At 63.2% G+C, this 14732-nt stretch carries 14 protein-coding genes and 1 tRNA gene; 7 read left to right on the top strand and 8 right to left on the bottom strand.

The features are described 5' to 3' along the window. Nucleotides 1–2: 2 nt before the first annotated feature. The 5 genes from AB7951_RS01450 to AB7951_RS01430 form a co-directional block, all read right to left on the bottom strand. The gene (locus tag AB7951_RS01450) at nucleotides 3–680 is read right to left on the bottom strand and encodes a DsbA family protein (protein WP_120287266.1); all 678 of its coding nucleotides are present in this window, start codon (nucleotides 678–680) and stop codon (nucleotides 3–5) included. Nucleotides 681–713: 33 nt separating this feature from the next. After that, nucleotides 714–1493: a sulfite exporter TauE/SafE family protein gene (locus AB7951_RS01445; protein WP_068729255.1), complete on the bottom strand. Its 780-nt coding sequence runs from the start codon at nucleotides 1491–1493 to the stop codon at nucleotides 714–716. Between the two features lie 165 nt (nucleotides 1494–1658). Beyond that, a complete protein-coding gene (locus AB7951_RS01440) occupies nucleotides 1659–2381 on the bottom strand; it encodes an LrgB family protein (RefSeq protein WP_120287267.1) in 723 nt (240 codons plus the stop codon). Then, on the bottom strand, nucleotides 2381–2764 hold the full coding sequence (locus AB7951_RS01435) for a CidA/LrgA family protein (protein WP_120287268.1): 384 nt from the start codon (nucleotides 2762–2764) through the stop codon (nucleotides 2381–2383). The genes AB7951_RS01440 and AB7951_RS01435 overlap by 1 nt, the downstream gene beginning before the upstream one ends. A 78-nt stretch (nucleotides 2765–2842) precedes the next feature. Then, complete coding sequence (locus AB7951_RS01430) at nucleotides 2843–3379, bottom strand: hypothetical protein (RefSeq protein WP_439061967.1); 537 nt, start codon at nucleotides 3377–3379, stop codon at nucleotides 2843–2845. Between the two features lie 195 nt (nucleotides 3380–3574). Here AB7951_RS01430 and AB7951_RS01425 point away from each other — a divergent pair, with 195 nt between their 5' ends. The 3 genes from AB7951_RS01425 to AB7951_RS01415 all read left to right on the top strand — a co-directional run bounded on the left by AB7951_RS01425 (nucleotide 3575) and on the right by AB7951_RS01415 (nucleotide 7490). Then, nucleotides 3575–3850, top strand: a complete 276-nt coding sequence (locus tag AB7951_RS01425) for a PsiF family protein (RefSeq protein ID WP_089267649.1) — start codon at nucleotides 3575–3577, stop codon at nucleotides 3848–3850. 115 nt (nucleotides 3851–3965) lie between these two features. After that, nucleotides 3966–5030, top strand: coding sequence for an AbrB family transcriptional regulator (locus AB7951_RS01420; RefSeq protein ID WP_120287270.1), 1065 nt, complete (start codon nucleotides 3966–3968; stop codon nucleotides 5028–5030). A 189-nt stretch (nucleotides 5031–5219) separates the two neighbouring features. Next, nucleotides 5220–7490: a TonB-dependent siderophore receptor gene (locus tag AB7951_RS01415; RefSeq protein ID WP_120287271.1), complete on the top strand. Its 2271-nt coding sequence runs from the start codon at nucleotides 5220–5222 to the stop codon at nucleotides 7488–7490. A 31-nt stretch (nucleotides 7491–7521) separates the two neighbouring features. Here AB7951_RS01415 and AB7951_RS01410 read toward each other — a convergent pair whose 3' ends face one another. Beyond that, nucleotides 7522–8061, bottom strand: a complete 540-nt coding sequence (locus AB7951_RS01410) for a disulfide bond formation protein B (protein WP_120287272.1) — start codon at nucleotides 8059–8061, stop codon at nucleotides 7522–7524. Nucleotides 8062–8240: 179 nt separating this feature from the next. Here AB7951_RS01410 and AB7951_RS01405 point away from each other — a divergent pair. Beyond that, nucleotides 8241–8325: transfer RNA gene (locus AB7951_RS01405), tRNA-Leu, on the top strand. Nucleotides 8326–8408: 83 nt separating this feature from the next. Here AB7951_RS01405 and AB7951_RS01400 read toward each other — a convergent pair. Further along, entirely contained in the window at nucleotides 8409–9626 is a 1218-nt protein-coding gene (locus AB7951_RS01400; protein ID WP_120287303.1) for an MFS transporter, read from the bottom strand. Between the two features lie 259 nt (nucleotides 9627–9885). Here AB7951_RS01400 and AB7951_RS01395 point away from each other — a divergent pair, with 259 nt between their 5' ends. From AB7951_RS01395 to AB7951_RS01385, 3 genes are all read left to right on the top strand, one after another. Continuing rightward, nucleotides 9886–11160 carry a hypothetical protein gene (locus tag AB7951_RS01395; RefSeq protein WP_439061968.1) on the top strand — a complete coding sequence of 425 codons (1275 nt, stop codon included), beginning with the start codon at nucleotides 9886–9888 and terminating at the stop codon, nucleotides 11158–11160. Between the two features lie 175 nt (nucleotides 11161–11335). After that, the gene (locus AB7951_RS01390) at nucleotides 11336–12250 is read left to right on the top strand and encodes an alpha/beta fold hydrolase (RefSeq protein ID WP_120287304.1); all 915 of its coding nucleotides are present in this window, start codon (nucleotides 11336–11338) and stop codon (nucleotides 12248–12250) included. A 98-nt stretch (nucleotides 12251–12348) separates the two neighbouring features. Next, entirely contained in the window at nucleotides 12349–13362 is a 1014-nt protein-coding gene (locus AB7951_RS01385; protein ID WP_120287305.1) for an LLM class flavin-dependent oxidoreductase, read from the top strand. 6 nt (nucleotides 13363–13368) lie between these two features. On the opposite strand, the gene AB7951_RS01380 is transcribed toward AB7951_RS01385, so the two are convergent. Beyond that, entirely contained in the window at nucleotides 13369–14730 is a 1362-nt protein-coding gene (locus AB7951_RS01380) for a carbohydrate porin (protein WP_439061969.1), read from the bottom strand. Between the last annotated feature and the right edge of the window lie 2 nt (nucleotides 14731–14732).

Below are 14732 nucleotides of genomic sequence, written 5' to 3'. Positions count from 1 at the left end.
GCTTACTTCTTCGCAGCCGCGGCTTTACGCGCATCGGCGATCGCGAGAACGAATTGTTCTTTGGTGATCGGCCCGGGAATGCGGAACTTGCCGACGATAAAGGATGGCGTGCCGTTAAAGCCGAAAGCCGTCGCCTGCTCATCGATCTGCTTCAGCTTGGCAACGATCGCATCCTGATTTTTCTGCAGATCGGCGACGGCGCGATCGACATCGATACCGGCCTTGGCGAGCCGGTCACGCGCGATCGCTTCCGTCAGTTTGGTATCGAGGCTGATCAGGGCGTCTTGCGCCTCGATGAACTTGTTCTGGTATCTGGCAGCGAGCACGAGACGGGCCGCATAGACGGACACCGGCCCGAGGATCGGCCAGTCCTTCGACACCAGGCGAACCTTGCCGTCTTCCTTCACCAGGGCGTGCAGGTCGGGGGCGATCTTGCGGCAATAGGGGCATTGGTAGTCGAAATATTCGACGATGGTGATGTCGCCCTTCGGGTTACCTGCGGCCGGGATGTCCGGATCGCGGAGTACCGCGGCTTCGTTAAGGACGTCTTCGTCCTTGGCGGCACCAGATGCCGCGAGCACCTTGCCGGAGGCGCCGAGCAGCATGGCGCCACCGAAAAGCCCGAGCGCAGCGCGGCGCGTCGTGGCGGTCTTCGAGGTCTCGCGGGTTGCGGCGGTCATGATGTTCTCCGAAGACGCATCATGCGCCAGCGCTCAGGTGATGTAGATGTTGCGGGCCAACATATAGAGCGCCACGACGATAATGATAGACGCAAAAACGGTATTCAACGCGCCGCGCCGCAGCGACAGATGTCGCGCCAGGCTGGTTCCCAACAGTCCGCCGAGCAACCCACCCAGAATGAACACCAGCGCGAGTTTCCAGGAGATCAACCCGGACCAGGCATAGCTCGATGCCGTGGTGAGACCGAATGCGGTGACCGCCACCAGCGATGACGAGATCGCACTCATGATCGACATGCCCGTGGCCGCCATCAGCGCCGGCACGATCAGAAAGCCGCCACCGATTCCGAAGAAGCCGGACAGCGCGCCGGTGACAAGACCCAGCGCAAGCAGCGAAGGCGTGTTCGACATGCTGATCTCGACGCGGTGCTCGCCGACTTGGGCGCGCGTCTTCAGCATCAGCACGGCGATCACCAGCATCAGGACCGCGAACAGCGCCAGCAAATTCTGCCCGTCCACCTGCTTGCCGAGAATCGAGCCTCCGAGCGCACCGGCGATTCCTGCAGCAGCAAACACCAGCGCGCAGGACCAGTGCACATTGCCGCCACGCGCATGATTGCCGAGATTGACCGCCGCATTGGCCGCGACCGCAATGGCGCTGGTGCCGATCGCGACATGCGGCTCAGGCACGCCGACGACATAGACCATCAGCGGCACAGCGAGGATCGAGCCGCCGCCACCGACCAGGCCGAGCGAGAAGCCGACCAGTGCGCCCGAAGCCAGGCCGAGCGCCCCCTGCATCACAGTCATCATGAACGGCTGATTCTCATCTTCTCATCTGAGCATGATCTTTCGAAAAAATCAGTGTCCACTTGTTCGGATCATGCGCGCAACGGCGTGACCATAATGACCTTTCCGGCGCGGCTCCATGCAGCCGGCATCACAAATCCGCCTGCCGGGAAAACGCTGTCGTGACCATCAGCGCACCAGCAGGGTAACGGCAAGCGGAACCAGCAGAGAGGTCACCAGCGCATTCAGGCTCATGGCAATGCCCGCAAAGACGCCGGCCACGGCATCCACCTGAAAGGCCCGTGCGGTGCCGATCCCATGCGACGCCAATCCGACGGCAAAGCCACGGGCGCGATAATCGGTGATGCCCATGCGGTTCATCATCGGCGTGACGATGATCGCCCCCATGATGCCTGTGAGCACCACCGCCACCGCGGTCAGCGATGCGTCAGCGCCGAGCGACTCGCTGATGCCCATGGCGACGCCGGCGGTGACCGATTTCGGCGCCAGCGACAGCGCCACGTTGTTCGGCAGGCCGAAGGCCTTTGCCAGCAACACGACCGAGACGATCGCCGTGGCGCAGCCGACCACCAGCGCGGCGAGCATCGGCACGATCGCTGCCGCCACGACCTTGCGATTCTCATAGAGTGGCACCGCGAGCGCCACGGTCGCCGGACCGAGCAGGAAGTGCACGAATTGCGCACCGCTGAAATAGGTCGTGTAGGACGTCCCGGTCAGCAGCAGGAACACGGCGATGATCCACATCGAGTGGAACACCGGATTGGCGAATGGATGCCGGCCGGTCGCCAGCGACAGCGCATCGGCCGTCGCATAGACCAGCAGGGTCACGGTCAGCCAGAGCAGCGGCTGCTGCGAGAGATAGACCCAGAGTGAGAACGGATTGGCGGTCATCACGCGCTTCGCCCGCGTGTCATGACCCGGCTGATGATGAGAAACGTCGCCACCGTCACCAGCAACGTGATCACAACCGAGATCGCCAGAACGCCGACGATGGCCGTGCCATGCTCGGCCAGCAGATCGAGCTTCTGCACCACGCCGACACCGGCGGGAATGAACATCAGCGACAGATGCGCGAGCAGGCCCCTCGCGGCATTCTCCACGCCGCCGCCCTGCAGCGGCCCTTGCGCGAACAGCATGGCGCGGTCACGCAGCAACAGCAGAACGAGCAGCAGCAACATGCCGAGCACCGGGCCGGGCACCGGCCATGCAAAAGCGCGCACAGCGATCTCACCAGCGAGCTGGCACAGCAGGATCAGGGACAGACTGGCAATCATGGGGACTCCGCAGGTGACGGATCGTTATCGCCCGCGAAGCAAGTGATGTCGATCAACCCCAGCGCGCGGCTGATCCGATCAGGCGGCACCCTTCAGCTTCTTGGTGCATTCGCTGTAGTAGCCGCCGCCTTTTTCGATCCACTTCAGGCCGCCATTGGCATTAGCGGCCTTGTTGGCATTGTACTGATCCACGCAGGTGTGCATCCGCGCTTTGCCAGCCGTCTCCTTGGCGTATTTCGGATCGACCGCCGACGGGAAGGTGGCAGGGCCCGCCGGAGCCGCAGCTGTCGTCGCTGCCGGCTTCGGGGCTGCAGCAGGTTTGGGAGCCGCTGCGGACTTGGCTTCGGCAGGCTTGGCTTCAGCAGGCTTGGCTTCGGCAGCCTTCGGCGCCGCGGTTGCAGCAGGCGCAGCGGCGGGCGTCGTCGCAGCGGCATCGGTCCCGCATTCGGCTTTGCGGAAGTCATTCCATTTCTGGCCGTTCAGCGTGCCGGCGGTCTTGGCCGCCTGATATTTTGCACTGCATTCAGTTGCGGTGAGTGCATGGGCCGGACTGAAGGCAAGCAAAGCAAAACTGGATACTGCAATCGCGCAGGCGAATTTGACAGGCATTGTCATGGCGTTCTCTCCCTTTGCTACACAAAGTAAAAGTAGACGATGGCATCCTATCGCTACCGCTGCATGTGGCAACGACATCGCAGCTCCCCGCGAAAAATTATCGTGATCGCACCATCAGATATATTTGAACTCATTCACCTGCCGTTCAGCCCGGCGCGCCCACCCTGTCCTCCCTGTTCAATTCGAGGTGCTGCCATGATCCGATTCGCTTCCAGCTTAGCTACCGCTGCCGTCGCCTCCTTCCTCCTGGTCGGCGCGGCCACCGCTCAGACACCTGCGCCGGCGGCCACCAAGACTGCGCCCGCCAAGGCGGCCCCCGCCGAGAAGATGGCGCCTGCGGACAAGACAGCCGAGAAACCCCGCACCGCAGCGTCACTCGAATGTTCGAAACAGGCCGATGCCAAGGGCCTGCATGGCACCGAGCGCCGTAAATTCCGTTCTGAATGCAAGAAGACCACGAAACCGAACTAAACTCTCGTCATGCGCCTGTCCCTCGCCCGGAAAGCGAGGGACAGGTAGACCACACTGCATTTGTCGACAGGTGCGGACTTTGCCATAAAGCGGGCTCCTTCAGCTTTCCGTGCAAATGGCCATCGCTCTTCCCAGCTCCCTGCAGATCCGCACCACCCTTGAGACCCTCGTCATCGGCACGACCGGCGGCGCGCTATTCTATTGGGCGGAATTGCCGGGCGGGCTGATCTCCGGCGCGATGATCGCGGTCGCGGCTTACGGCATCTTCGGCCGCCCGGTCGGCCTGCCGCAGCCGATGGCCCATGTCATTCTGATGACACTGGGCCTGTCGCTCGGCTCGATGGTGTCGCCGGAAATGGTGCACAATCTCAGCGCCTATCCGGTGACCATCGCGCTGCTAGCGCTGGCCACCTTCTGCGCCACCTTCGGCAGCAGCATCTATCTGCAGCGCGTTCATGGCTGGGACCGCACCTCGGCGCTGCTGGCTGGCAGCCCCGGTGCGCTGTCGCAGATCATCATGCTGGCCACCGAGCGCAATGCCGACGTGCCGGGCATCGCCGTCGTGCAGATTTTTCGCGTCATCATCCTGACCGGCATGGTCCCGCTGCTGCTCGCCGCCACCGGCCTGATGGGTCATGGCCCGCTGCCATCGCGCGGGCCGGAAGCCTCGCCGCTGGCGCTCGCCGAACTCGCCGCCGCGGCCGTCGCCGTCTCGCTGTTCATGCGCTGGATCAAATTTCCGGCGAGCTGGATGTTCGGCGCGATGATGGCCTCGTCGGTGCTGCATGGCACCGGCTGGGTCCACGGCACGCTGCCGCAATGGGCCTATATCACGGCTCTGGTCGGCATCGGCAGCTTGATCGGCTCGCGCTTCGGCAAGATCTCGCCGCGCACCATTCTCAGCCACGTCTGGGCCGCGCTCGGTTCATTCACGGTAGCCATCGCCATCTCGGCCGTGTTCGTCACGATCATCGCGCTCACTACGACTGTGAAGCTGAGTGATGTCGTCGTCGCCTTCGCGCCCGGCGCCATGGACGCCATGCTCGCATTGGCGCTGACGTTGCACATCGATCCGGTGTTCGTTGGCGCGCATCATCTGTCGCGCTTCATCTATGTCTCGATCGTCACGCCCGGCATCGTGCATCTGTTCGGCAAGGCGCAGGACGACATCGACGATTGATCTTCAGTCTTCGCAGACATCGATCGAAACAATGGAATTGATCTAACAAATATGAGCGCCTTGCAGCGATTGCAGATGCCTGCATCGCAAGGTCTAGACGTATTCTACCGCGCATCGTAGTGCGCCACAGAACCAATCAAGTTAGACGCTCGATCAAGCTGGCGTGACCAGCATCATCGAGGCGTTGAAATGAAATTGAGAGCAAGAAAATCGACGAAGCAGACTGCACTGCTTTGCACCGTCAGTGTGATGGCATTGGCACTCGAACTTCCGCGCGACGCATTCGCGCAGGCCAGCCTGCCGCCAGTCACGGTGGATGCTCCGCAGCCCCAGCAGCGCGCACGCAGCACGACAGCAACGAGATCGCAGACATCGACACACGCAACGCGACGCGCACGCGCGACGACACCGCAGATTTCACCCGCGCCATCGGTTAATGAGCGCATCTATAGCGCCGACAACAACAGCTATGTCGCAGGTCAGGCCAGCTCGGCATCGAAGACGAATACGCCGCTGATCGACACGCCGCGTTCGGTGAGCGTCATCGACCGCAAGGAACTCGATGATCGCGGCGTCACCAGCATTCCGGAGGCGGTTCGTTACACAGCCGGCGTTACCACCGGCGGCTTCGGCTACGATCCGCGTTTCGATCAGATCTATGTCCGCGGCTTCTCGACGACGACGCTCGGCGACTTCCGTGACGGATTGAAGCAGTTCCCCTCCGGCTTCACCACATTCCGGACCGAACCCTATCAGCTTAATAGCGTCGAGGTGATCAAGGGCCCGGCCGCCGTGCTCTATGGACAGTCCGTCCCCGGCGGCCTCGTCGATCGCCGATCGAAATTCCCGGTCGAGAATCAGGTCAACGAGATTTCACTGGAAGGCGGCACCTATGGCCGCATGCAAACGGCGTTCGACATCGGCGGTGCCAGTTCCGACAAGTCGCTGCTGTACCGCCTGGTGGGCCTCGGCCGCGCCGGCGAGACCAATTACGATATCGCCGACGAGCGGCTGATGCTGGCGCCATCGATCACCTGGCGACCGACCATCGACACCACGCTGACCGCCTATGCCATCTTGCAGAAGGACGAAACCGACGCCAGCGTCGCCATGCTCAATCGCGACGGCCAGCTGGTGAACGTCAACGGCGCGACCATCAAGCTGCGATCGAGCGATCCGAAATACGACTATCTGCGGCAGCAGCAGGCGCAGGTCGGCTACAAGCTCGAGCACCGCTTCGACGACGTCTTCACGTTCCGCCAGCATACGCGGTTCGGCGTGCTGCATGCGGAATCGCGGTATGTCAGCGGCAGCTTCGCGACGCCAACATCGACCGTCTATGACCGCGGTGCCGTAGCCGTCGGCGATGACCAGACGAGCTGGCAAACCGACAATGCGCTGCAGGCCGACTTCGCCACCGGCCCGATCGCCCACCGCACACTGTTCGGCGTGAATTACGATCACAATACCTGGGACTTCAAGCTCGGCCTGGGCGCGGTGAATCCCGGCTATGCGCTCAACATCCTGAATCCCGTCTACGGCATTGCCGGGCCAACCCCGGGTTATACGTCCGGTTCGCGTTCGACGCAGGAACAGGTCGGCGTCTATCTGCAGGACCAGATGCGACTCGGCAACTGGCACCTGTCGGTCAGCGGCCGTCAGGACTGGACCGATCGCACGCAAATCAATTCCTATACGGGCGCCGTCACAGGCGCGCGCAACGACAACGCGTTCTCCTACAGCGCCGGCCTGCTCTATCACTTCGAGAACGGCATCGCGCCCTATGTGAGCTATGCGACCTCATTCCAGCCGGAGACCTCACTCGGCCTCGACGGCATCGTGCTGGCGCCATCCGAAGGCGAACAAATCGAAGGCGGCGTGAAGTATCAGCCACGGCCCGACGTGCTGCTCACGGCGTCGATCTACGACCTCAAGGAGAAGAACGCCGCCAAGCTCGCCGGCTATGTCAACGGCATCGCCTATTATGCCTCGGTCGGCGAAATCCGCGTGCAGGGCTTCGAATTCGAGGCACGCGCACGACTCACGCCGGAACTCGAAACGGTGACGGCCTACACCTATTCCGACGCGGAGATCACCAGGAGCTCGATCGCGACCGAGCTCGGCAAGACCCCTGCAGTGACGCCGAAGCACACCGCATCGAGCTGGATGAACTACACCTTCCTGAACGGTTCGCTTGAAGGCCTCGGTCTCGGTGCAGGTGTCCGTTATATCGACGCGACCTGGACGTCGAACGACAACACCTCACGCAACAACGGCTATACGCTGTTCGATCTGGCCGCGCGTTACGATTTCGCCAAGCTTGGACCGAAGTTTGCGGGCTATCAGGCCTCGATCAACGCCAACAACGTCGCCGACGAGCAGGTTGCGGTCTGCAATTCCGGCTACTGCTATTTGAGCCAGGGACGCACGGTGATCGGCACGCTGCGCTATCGCTGGTAGCGGTGCCTCAGCGGGCAGGACCGGCGGCGGATCAGCGCCGTGCGGTCTTGCCGGCGCCCCACAGTGCGATCGCCGCCATCAGCAGCGAGATCAGCACATTGTAGCCGGCCAGCGACAGGCCCAAAAAGCGCCACTGCACCTCGTCGCAGCGGATCACCTTCACGGTGTCGAGGCGCTCCAGCAGGCTGCCGGCCTTGCCGAGATCGACCACCGGACCCGAACAGTCCGTTGGACCCTGCCAGAATGTCCATTCGACCCCGGCGTGATAACCGCCGAGCACCGCATTGGCGAGCGCCGCCAGCGCCAGCAGCGCGAGGCCGGTCACAACCAGGCCGCGCGGCACGTCCCTGGTGGCAGCAATCGCCACCAGCACCGCCAGCGGGATCGCGAGATAATAGGCATAGCGCTGTTCGAGGCAGAGCGGGCACGGCCGGATATCCAGTACCAGCTGGAAAAACCAAGCCCCCGCCAGCGTCGCCAGTGCGATCAGGCCCACCGCCAGCGCGGCGACCAGCGCCGGGTTCGACGAGGCATGCACGGGCGCGGATTGAGGGGCGGTCTGGGCAGTCACGATGCTCTCCGGAGTGGCTGCTGCGTCCTATCCCGGGCTCACCAGCCTGTCGAGGCAGCCCCGATCACACCGGAGTGTGCGCGGCGGCCAATCTGGCCAAACCGCAGGTTGACCCGCCGCCCGCGCCCGCTATATTCCGCCCGCTTCGCGCCCCCGGTCTCTCCGGCCGGCGTCCGAAGGCCCCTGTGGCGGAATTGGTAGACGCGCTCGACTCAAAATCGAGTTCCGCAAGGAGTGCTGGTTCGATTCCGGCCAGGGGCACCAACAGTTCATGCAATAATCCGTTGACGACGGGCTATATTTCCAAAAAGCGCGTCACCCGCAAATGACGACTGGAGGATTTGTCCTCACGCCGGCAGGGGTGCGGGCTCCGCTTTCGCCACCGGCATCGGCCTGAATGTCATTGCAATCAGGAAAGCGCCGAGCCCCATGATCCAGGAGCCGATATAGAGCCAAGCGTAGCTGGCGAACGAGTCGTAGATCAAACCTCCGGCGAGAGGTCCAGTCGCCATGCCAAGGCTGCCGGCCATGGCCGTTCCGCCGATCACCGTGCCCATCATCCGCAGCGGAAAGTTTTCGCGTGCGAGAACGGCGTAGAGCGGCATGGTGCCGGCGTAGATGAAGCCAAAGACCGCCGCCACGGTGTAGAACCCGCCGAGCTCACGCACGAAGACAAAACCGAGCGCGCCGAACGCCTGAGCGAGCAAGCCAAGGACCAGTACACGCTTGGCGCCAAAACGGTCGCCGAGCAGGCCGAAGGCGATACGGCCGCCCATCCCTGCCAGACCCTCAACGCTATAAATCGTGACCGCAGCGACAAGCGGTATGCCGCAGCTGATCGCGTAGCTCACAGTATGGATGATCGGCCCAGAATGCGTGGCACAGCAGAAGAAATTCGTCAGCAGCAGGATGATGAACTGTGGCGAGCGTAGCGCCTGCGCGCGCGACATCTCTGCTTGCACCGGCTCGGCGGATGGAGCGAAAGGCGCGCCCTCCAGCGCCGGCGCGCGGCGCACCAGCAGCGAGACTGGAATCATGATCGCGGCCACGACGAGGGCCACGATCTGCATCGAGGTGCGCCAATCGTGGTTCGAAACGAGCCAGGCCGCCAGCGGCGACATGGTCATGGGCGCCATGCCCATCCCCGCCGAAACCAGCGAGACGGCCAGGCTGCGATGCGTATCGAACCAGCCGGTGACTGCTGCCATCATCGGCGCAAAGATCGCGGCGGTGGCGCCGCCGACCATCAGCCCGAAGACAAATTGAAATGCGACCAGGGATGTCGCGAGGCTCGCCAGCACCAGGCTTGACGCGAGCACGACCGACCCGGTCAACACCACCGGGAGTGGCCCCAATCGGTCGGACAAAGTGCCCCAGATCATGCTGGTGACAGCCATCGCGAGGAAGCCAATTGTCATGGCGCTGGATATACCGGTGACCGACCAGCCGGTATCCCGCGCAATCGGCTGCAGGAACACCGGCAACGAAAACATGCCGCCGATCGCGACGCAGCCCAGAAGGCCGCCCGCGGCGACGATTACCCAGCGATAGTGAGAATTGGTCATTCCTGGTCTCCACGTTAGCGCTCTCTGAGTGGAAGACGCTCGGGACGGGCCGGAGCCGACAGGCCGGCGGCCAACGCAGCTCACGTTTTTGCGAGCGCGTACAGTTGTTCGTTGCCGCGATGACAGTGATCTTGCGGGCCAGCGGACCGCTTCGGTTGATCGCTGACGAGAACATCTCTTGTCGATCGGCGGTTTATTAAGTCTAACAGGCTCAGACTGCCCCGAGGCGCCACTGGGGCTTCAAGCGTGCGAGATCGAAATGCCCGGCCTGAGCAGACGAGCCATCCTGATGGGAGGCGCGGCATCGATGATGCTGCGCTCCGATCCATTGGCTGCCCTGCCGCTTCCCGGCCCGTCGGACACCTTCACGGACAGCGTCGGCGTCAATGTGCATATCAGCAGCGAGCCATATGCGAGTCATTTCGACCGCTTTCACGATCTGCTTGCGGCATCAGGCATTCGCCATCTGCGCGACGAGTTGCGACCTAGCAACGATCTCGATCGCTGGCGCGCGCTGAACAAACGCGCGAACATCCTGTTCAATGTTGTGGTGTCGCCGGCGACCAACACCGTGCCGGAGATGATGACCTATCTCGCCGCACTGGGCATCGAGCGCGTCTCGGCGATGGAGGGCCAGAACGAGGGCAACAGCGACTGGTTTCTGTCGCTGCCGCTGGCGAAGTCGGGCTGGAGCAATGTCGTCGTGAACTATCAGCGCGAGGTGCACGCTGCGCTACGCGCGCGATATGCGGCGGCGGAATTGCCGCTGCTGTCGCCGAGCGTCATCAACTGGAAGCCTGCCGACGTGGCGCTGCTGCGCCCGGCCGCGCAGTTCAGCGATGCCGTCGCCATCCATTCCTATGTGCAGCGTGCGCAGGAGCCGGAGACATCCGACGATTACGCCGCGGTGTCGTGGTATCTGCACAATATGCGCGACGCGTTCAAACCCGGCGCACCCGCGCTGGCAACCGAATGCGGCTACTGCAATGTCGTGAAGCCCGGCACCTCCGGCGTCTCGGAGACGGCGGCAGCGCTCTATCTGCCGCGGCTGCTGCTCAACAACTTCAGCCTCGGCATTCTCCGGACATTCCTCTACGAATTCTTCGATGGCGGTACCGATCCCAACGACGGAGAGCATCATTGGGGCCTCGTCCGCAATGACGGCTCGCCGAAGCCCGGCTACCATGCGATCCGGAATCTCCTGTCCGCATTGAAAGGCGCACGCCGCGCCAACAACGATCCGCCGCTGCGCGTGGCATCCACGGCACCGGACCTGCGGCACATCGCGTTTCAGGATGCGCAGGGACAACCGCTGCTTGCGGTATGGCGCGCGGTGCGCTGCTGGAATGTGGAGAAGGCTGAAGACATCCCGGTGCCCACGGAGCCGATCGACATCGCCGTCGATGGCCCTGCCGCTTCGCTCTCCTTCAACCGTCCGAATGACGATGCCGAGTGGCGCCGCGTGCCGGTGACCGACGGGCACGCGACGGTCCCGCTGGACGGGCGCGTAGCGATCGTCCGGCGTTCCAGCTGAGCTGGTATGACCTGCTGTGGCTTGAACCACCCCGCCGCGCTTTGTATCCTGAAACTGCCTACGAACTGACGGTGAGCAGCAAAGTCTTTCAGACAAAGTCTCTTAGACTCTGCGGTCCGGCCAAGCATACGACAGCTTCGCCTTTTGCTCCAAAATATAACGGATTCTCCCCCATATGGACTATGCGCCTTCCGCTCCGGCCATTGCGGCCGAGACGCACGCTTTTCAGGTTCTGCTCGAAGATGGCGCCACAGCCAGCATACGCGTTTATGGAAAAGGTCCACGGATCATCTGCAGCCATGGCAATGGCCTCGCCATCGATGCTTTTCAAAGCTCCTGGCGTCTCTTCACGGATGACTATGAGACCGTGGTGTTCGACTTCCGTCATCACGGCCGCAGCAGTCCGTATCGCCAGCCCATCCCGCATGTCTGGCCGCAGCTCGTCCGCGACTATGAGGCGATCATGCAAGGGATCACCCGCGAACTCGGCGCGGCGCCGAGCCTCGGCGCGTTTCATTCGATGAGCGCCCTGACGACCCTGCTGCATGCCGCCGAATATCAGACGCCGTGGATCGGCATCGTTGGCTTCGAGCCACCGGCGACGCCGCCAGCAAGCTATCCGGAGTTCCAGAGTTTCCGCACGGAAAATGACAGGCTCGCCGGACGCGCCGCGCAGCGTCGCACCACCTTTCCGAACGTGCAGGAGCTGTTCGAGTCCTATCGCCGTAGCTCGGCATTTGCGGGTGTCGACGATGCCGGGCTGCAAGCACTCGCCGCGTCCACACTGCGCTGGAACGACGACAGGCAGCTCTATGAACTCGCCTGCGCCAGGGAATTCGAGGCCAGCATCTTCACCATGCAGGATCTCCCGGGCGCCTGGGAGCGGATGTGCAGCGTCAAGGTGCCGGTGACGCTCGTCGCCGGTGAACCAAAGACGAGAACCAGCCCGTTTGTCGACATGGAGCGTGCCTTTGCGCGCGATGGCGGCTTCGCCTTCACCACCGTGCCTGACGCTTCGCATTTCATGCAGATGGAAAAGCCGGCCGAATGCGCCGCAATCGTCCGCGCCTTCCACGCGGGCCTGACCTGACCGCTCGGGAGTAACGCCGGGCTGCCATGCCGGCCGCGCAACCGGCTGGCAATCCGCCCCAGCCATGCCCACATGGCAAGGGCAATGGGAGCCCCGTCATGACCGCACTTTCGATCCTCGACCTCGTCCGCGTTACCCAGGACACCGATGCGCGCGGCGCGCTCGACAATTCCCGGGATCTCGCCGGTCATGCAGAGCGCTGGGGCTATCAGCGCTTCTGGGTCGCCGAACATCACAACATGATCGGCATCGCCAGCGCGGCGACCTCGGTGGTGATCGGCCATATCGCAGCGGGGACCAAAACCATTCGCGTCGGTGCCGGCGGGATCATGCTGCCGAACCATGCCCCCATCGTCATCGCCGAACAGTTCGGCACATTGGCGCGGCTGTTTCCCGGCCGCATCGATCTCGGCCTCGGCCGCGCACCCGGCACCGACCAGATGACCATGCGGGCGCTGCGCCGCTCGCTGCAGAATTCCGATAATTTCCCGCAGGACATCCAGGAGCTGCAGGCCTATTTCGCCCCGGCCGGCCCCAACCAGCGCCTGCAGGCGGTGCCTGCCGCGGGCACCAACGTGCCGCTATGGATTCTCGGCTCCTCGACCTATGGCGCGCAGCTCGCCGCGGCGCTCGGCCTGCCCTACGCTTTCGCCTCGCATTTCGCGCCCGACCAATTGCTGCAGGCCCTGCAGATCTATCACCAGCACTTCGAAGCCTCCGAACAGTCGACGAAGCCGCATGCGATGGTCGGCGTCAACATCATCGCCGCCGACACCGATGCCGAAGCCAAGCGGTTATGGACCACGCAGCAGATGTCGTTCACCAACATGTTCCGCGGCACCCGCGGGCTAAGCGCGCCGCCGATCGACGATATCGAGACCTACTGGGCGCCAGCCGAGAAGATGCAGGCCATGGGCATGCTGCGGCGTTCAATCATCGGCTCGAAGGAGACGGTTCGCGCCGGCATCGCCGCGCTGGTCGAGGAGACCGGCGCGGATGAGTTGATGATCGTCTCGGACGTCTACGACCACGCCACGCGGCTCAAGTCCTATGAGATGATCGCCGAGGCGGCTGCGGGTCTCACCAAGACGCCGGCTCAAGCGACCGGCTGAGACATCTCAGAAATTGATGGTGGTGCGGACGCCGAACACCGCGGCGTCCTTGATGCGCTTTGTCTGCGTGGCATCGTTGGGATCGACGGCGCCGCCGGCGGGATGCATCACATATTGAAACACCGGCTGCACCGCGACACCCGGCGCGACCGCAGCGAGATAGGTTACTTCCAGCACGGCTTCGAAATCGCGGATGGGCGATTGAATTCCGGTGAAAAGCTGCACATCCCGATCGAGCTCGCGCGCGCCATCCGAGATACGCGCATAAGTCATCGCGATTCCGAACCTGTCATCCGGCCGCTCTGCCGAGAAACCCGACACCTGAATGCCGCCATCGAGATAGAAGCTGATCAGATTACGATCGGACGGGCTGATCGACGTGCGTGCAAAGAAGCCGATGCCCTTGTCCGGGCCGAGTGCACTGAAAGCGAGTCGCTGTTCGTAAACGGCGAAAACGCCGCGATTGCCGCGCCGCATCAGCGGCTCGCCGGTGCCGGCCGGATCGGCCTGCGACAGGCCCTGTGCGGTCCAGCGCTCGTCATCAAATTCGGCGAGATGCACCCAGCCGCCGCCGGTGATTGACCCCGGCAGCTCAGACGGCCCGAGCTTGTAGCTGTATTTCAGTTGCCCGATGATCCACGGCGGATCGTTGACGCGAAATGCAAGACCATGCGCGTTGGCGATCTGCGGATCATTCGGACCGGGCGCTGCCGCACTGCCATTGAACACCGCCAGATAGGCCGTGAACGCATCCGACAGACTGGCCTTGAAACGAACGCCCGGCACGGCGAGTGGCGGCGAGGGTCCGCCCGCCGGCAGGATCACGCCGGTAATGCCGGGCCAGCCCAGCGCCGAATTGACGAAGATATCGTCATACTTGCTGTCGATGAACTCGATATCGGATGGCTGCTGACCGACCTTCACCAGCAGTCTGCCGCCGAACAGCGACTGTTCGATCCAGAATTCATAGAGCCGCGTCGCCGGCAGCGCTTCTATGCCGCTCACCAGCATCAGATTGCCGATATAGTCGCGCGACAGGCCAGGTCCGTGGATCTGATAGACATTGGCGTGAAAGGTCGCGCCGCTCCAGCCAACCGCCTTGTCGAGATCGACATCGACGCCAAAATCGAAACGCCCTTCATAGATGGCGCCGCGCCGGATGCCGCCGGACGCATTGCCGAGCGCCTCGCCGATGTAAGTGGCTGACAGCGCCACACCCCATTCGGCGAGCCGGTCATTGATCGGCTTCAGGCCATTATCGCGCCAATCGCCGGCATGCGCCGATGACAGCGAGATCGTGCCACAGGCGACAAGGCCGGCGACCGCCATCATCGCACGGACCATCCAGCACGAAAACACACCAGCCATGA

Source organism: Tardiphaga sp. 285_C5_N1_2, from assembly GCF_052076065.1.
Classification (GTDB): domain Bacteria; phylum Pseudomonadota; class Alphaproteobacteria; order Rhizobiales; family Xanthobacteraceae; genus Tardiphaga; species Tardiphaga robiniae.
The sequence above is the reverse complement of the archived record's forward strand: the minus strand, read 5'-3'. Positions and strand labels throughout refer to the sequence as shown.

Excerpts from the sequence above, each read along its gene's own strand:
- AB7951_RS01450 (WP_120287266.1), bottom strand. The coding sequence starts at position 680 with ATGACCGCCGCAACCCGCGAGACCTCGAAGACCGCCACGACGCGCCGC.
- AB7951_RS01445 (WP_068729255.1), bottom strand. The coding sequence starts at position 1,493 with ATGATGACTGTGATGCAGGGGGCGCTCGGCCTGGCTTCGGGCGCACTG.
- AB7951_RS01440 (WP_120287267.1), bottom strand. The coding sequence starts at position 2,381 with ATGACCGCCAATCCGTTCTCACTCTGGGTCTATCTCTCGCAGCAGCCG.
- AB7951_RS01435 (WP_120287268.1), bottom strand. The coding sequence starts at position 2,764 with ATGATTGCCAGTCTGTCCCTGATCCTGCTGTGCCAGCTCGCTGGTGAG.
- AB7951_RS01430 (WP_439061967.1), bottom strand. The coding sequence starts at position 3,379 with ATGACAATGCCTGTCAAATTCGCCTGCGCGATTGCAGTATCCAGTTTT.
- AB7951_RS01425 (WP_089267649.1), top strand. The coding sequence starts at position 3,575 with ATGATCCGATTCGCTTCCAGCTTAGCTACCGCTGCCGTCGCCTCCTTC.
- AB7951_RS01420 (WP_120287270.1), top strand. The coding sequence starts at position 3,966 with ATGGCCATCGCTCTTCCCAGCTCCCTGCAGATCCGCACCACCCTTGAG.
- AB7951_RS01415 (WP_120287271.1), top strand. The coding sequence starts at position 5,220 with ATGAAATTGAGAGCAAGAAAATCGACGAAGCAGACTGCACTGCTTTGC.
- AB7951_RS01400 (WP_120287303.1), bottom strand. The coding sequence starts at position 9,626 with ATGACCAATTCTCACTATCGCTGGGTAATCGTCGCCGCGGGCGGCCTT.
- AB7951_RS01395 (WP_439061968.1), top strand. The coding sequence starts at position 9,886 with ATGCCCGGCCTGAGCAGACGAGCCATCCTGATGGGAGGCGCGGCATCG.
- AB7951_RS01390 (WP_120287304.1), top strand. The coding sequence starts at position 11,336 with ATGGACTATGCGCCTTCCGCTCCGGCCATTGCGGCCGAGACGCACGCT.
- AB7951_RS01385 (WP_120287305.1), top strand. The coding sequence starts at position 12,349 with ATGACCGCACTTTCGATCCTCGACCTCGTCCGCGTTACCCAGGACACC.
- AB7951_RS01380 (WP_439061969.1), bottom strand. The coding sequence starts at position 14,730 with ATGGCTGGTGTGTTTTCGTGCTGGATGGTCCGTGCGATGATGGCGGTC.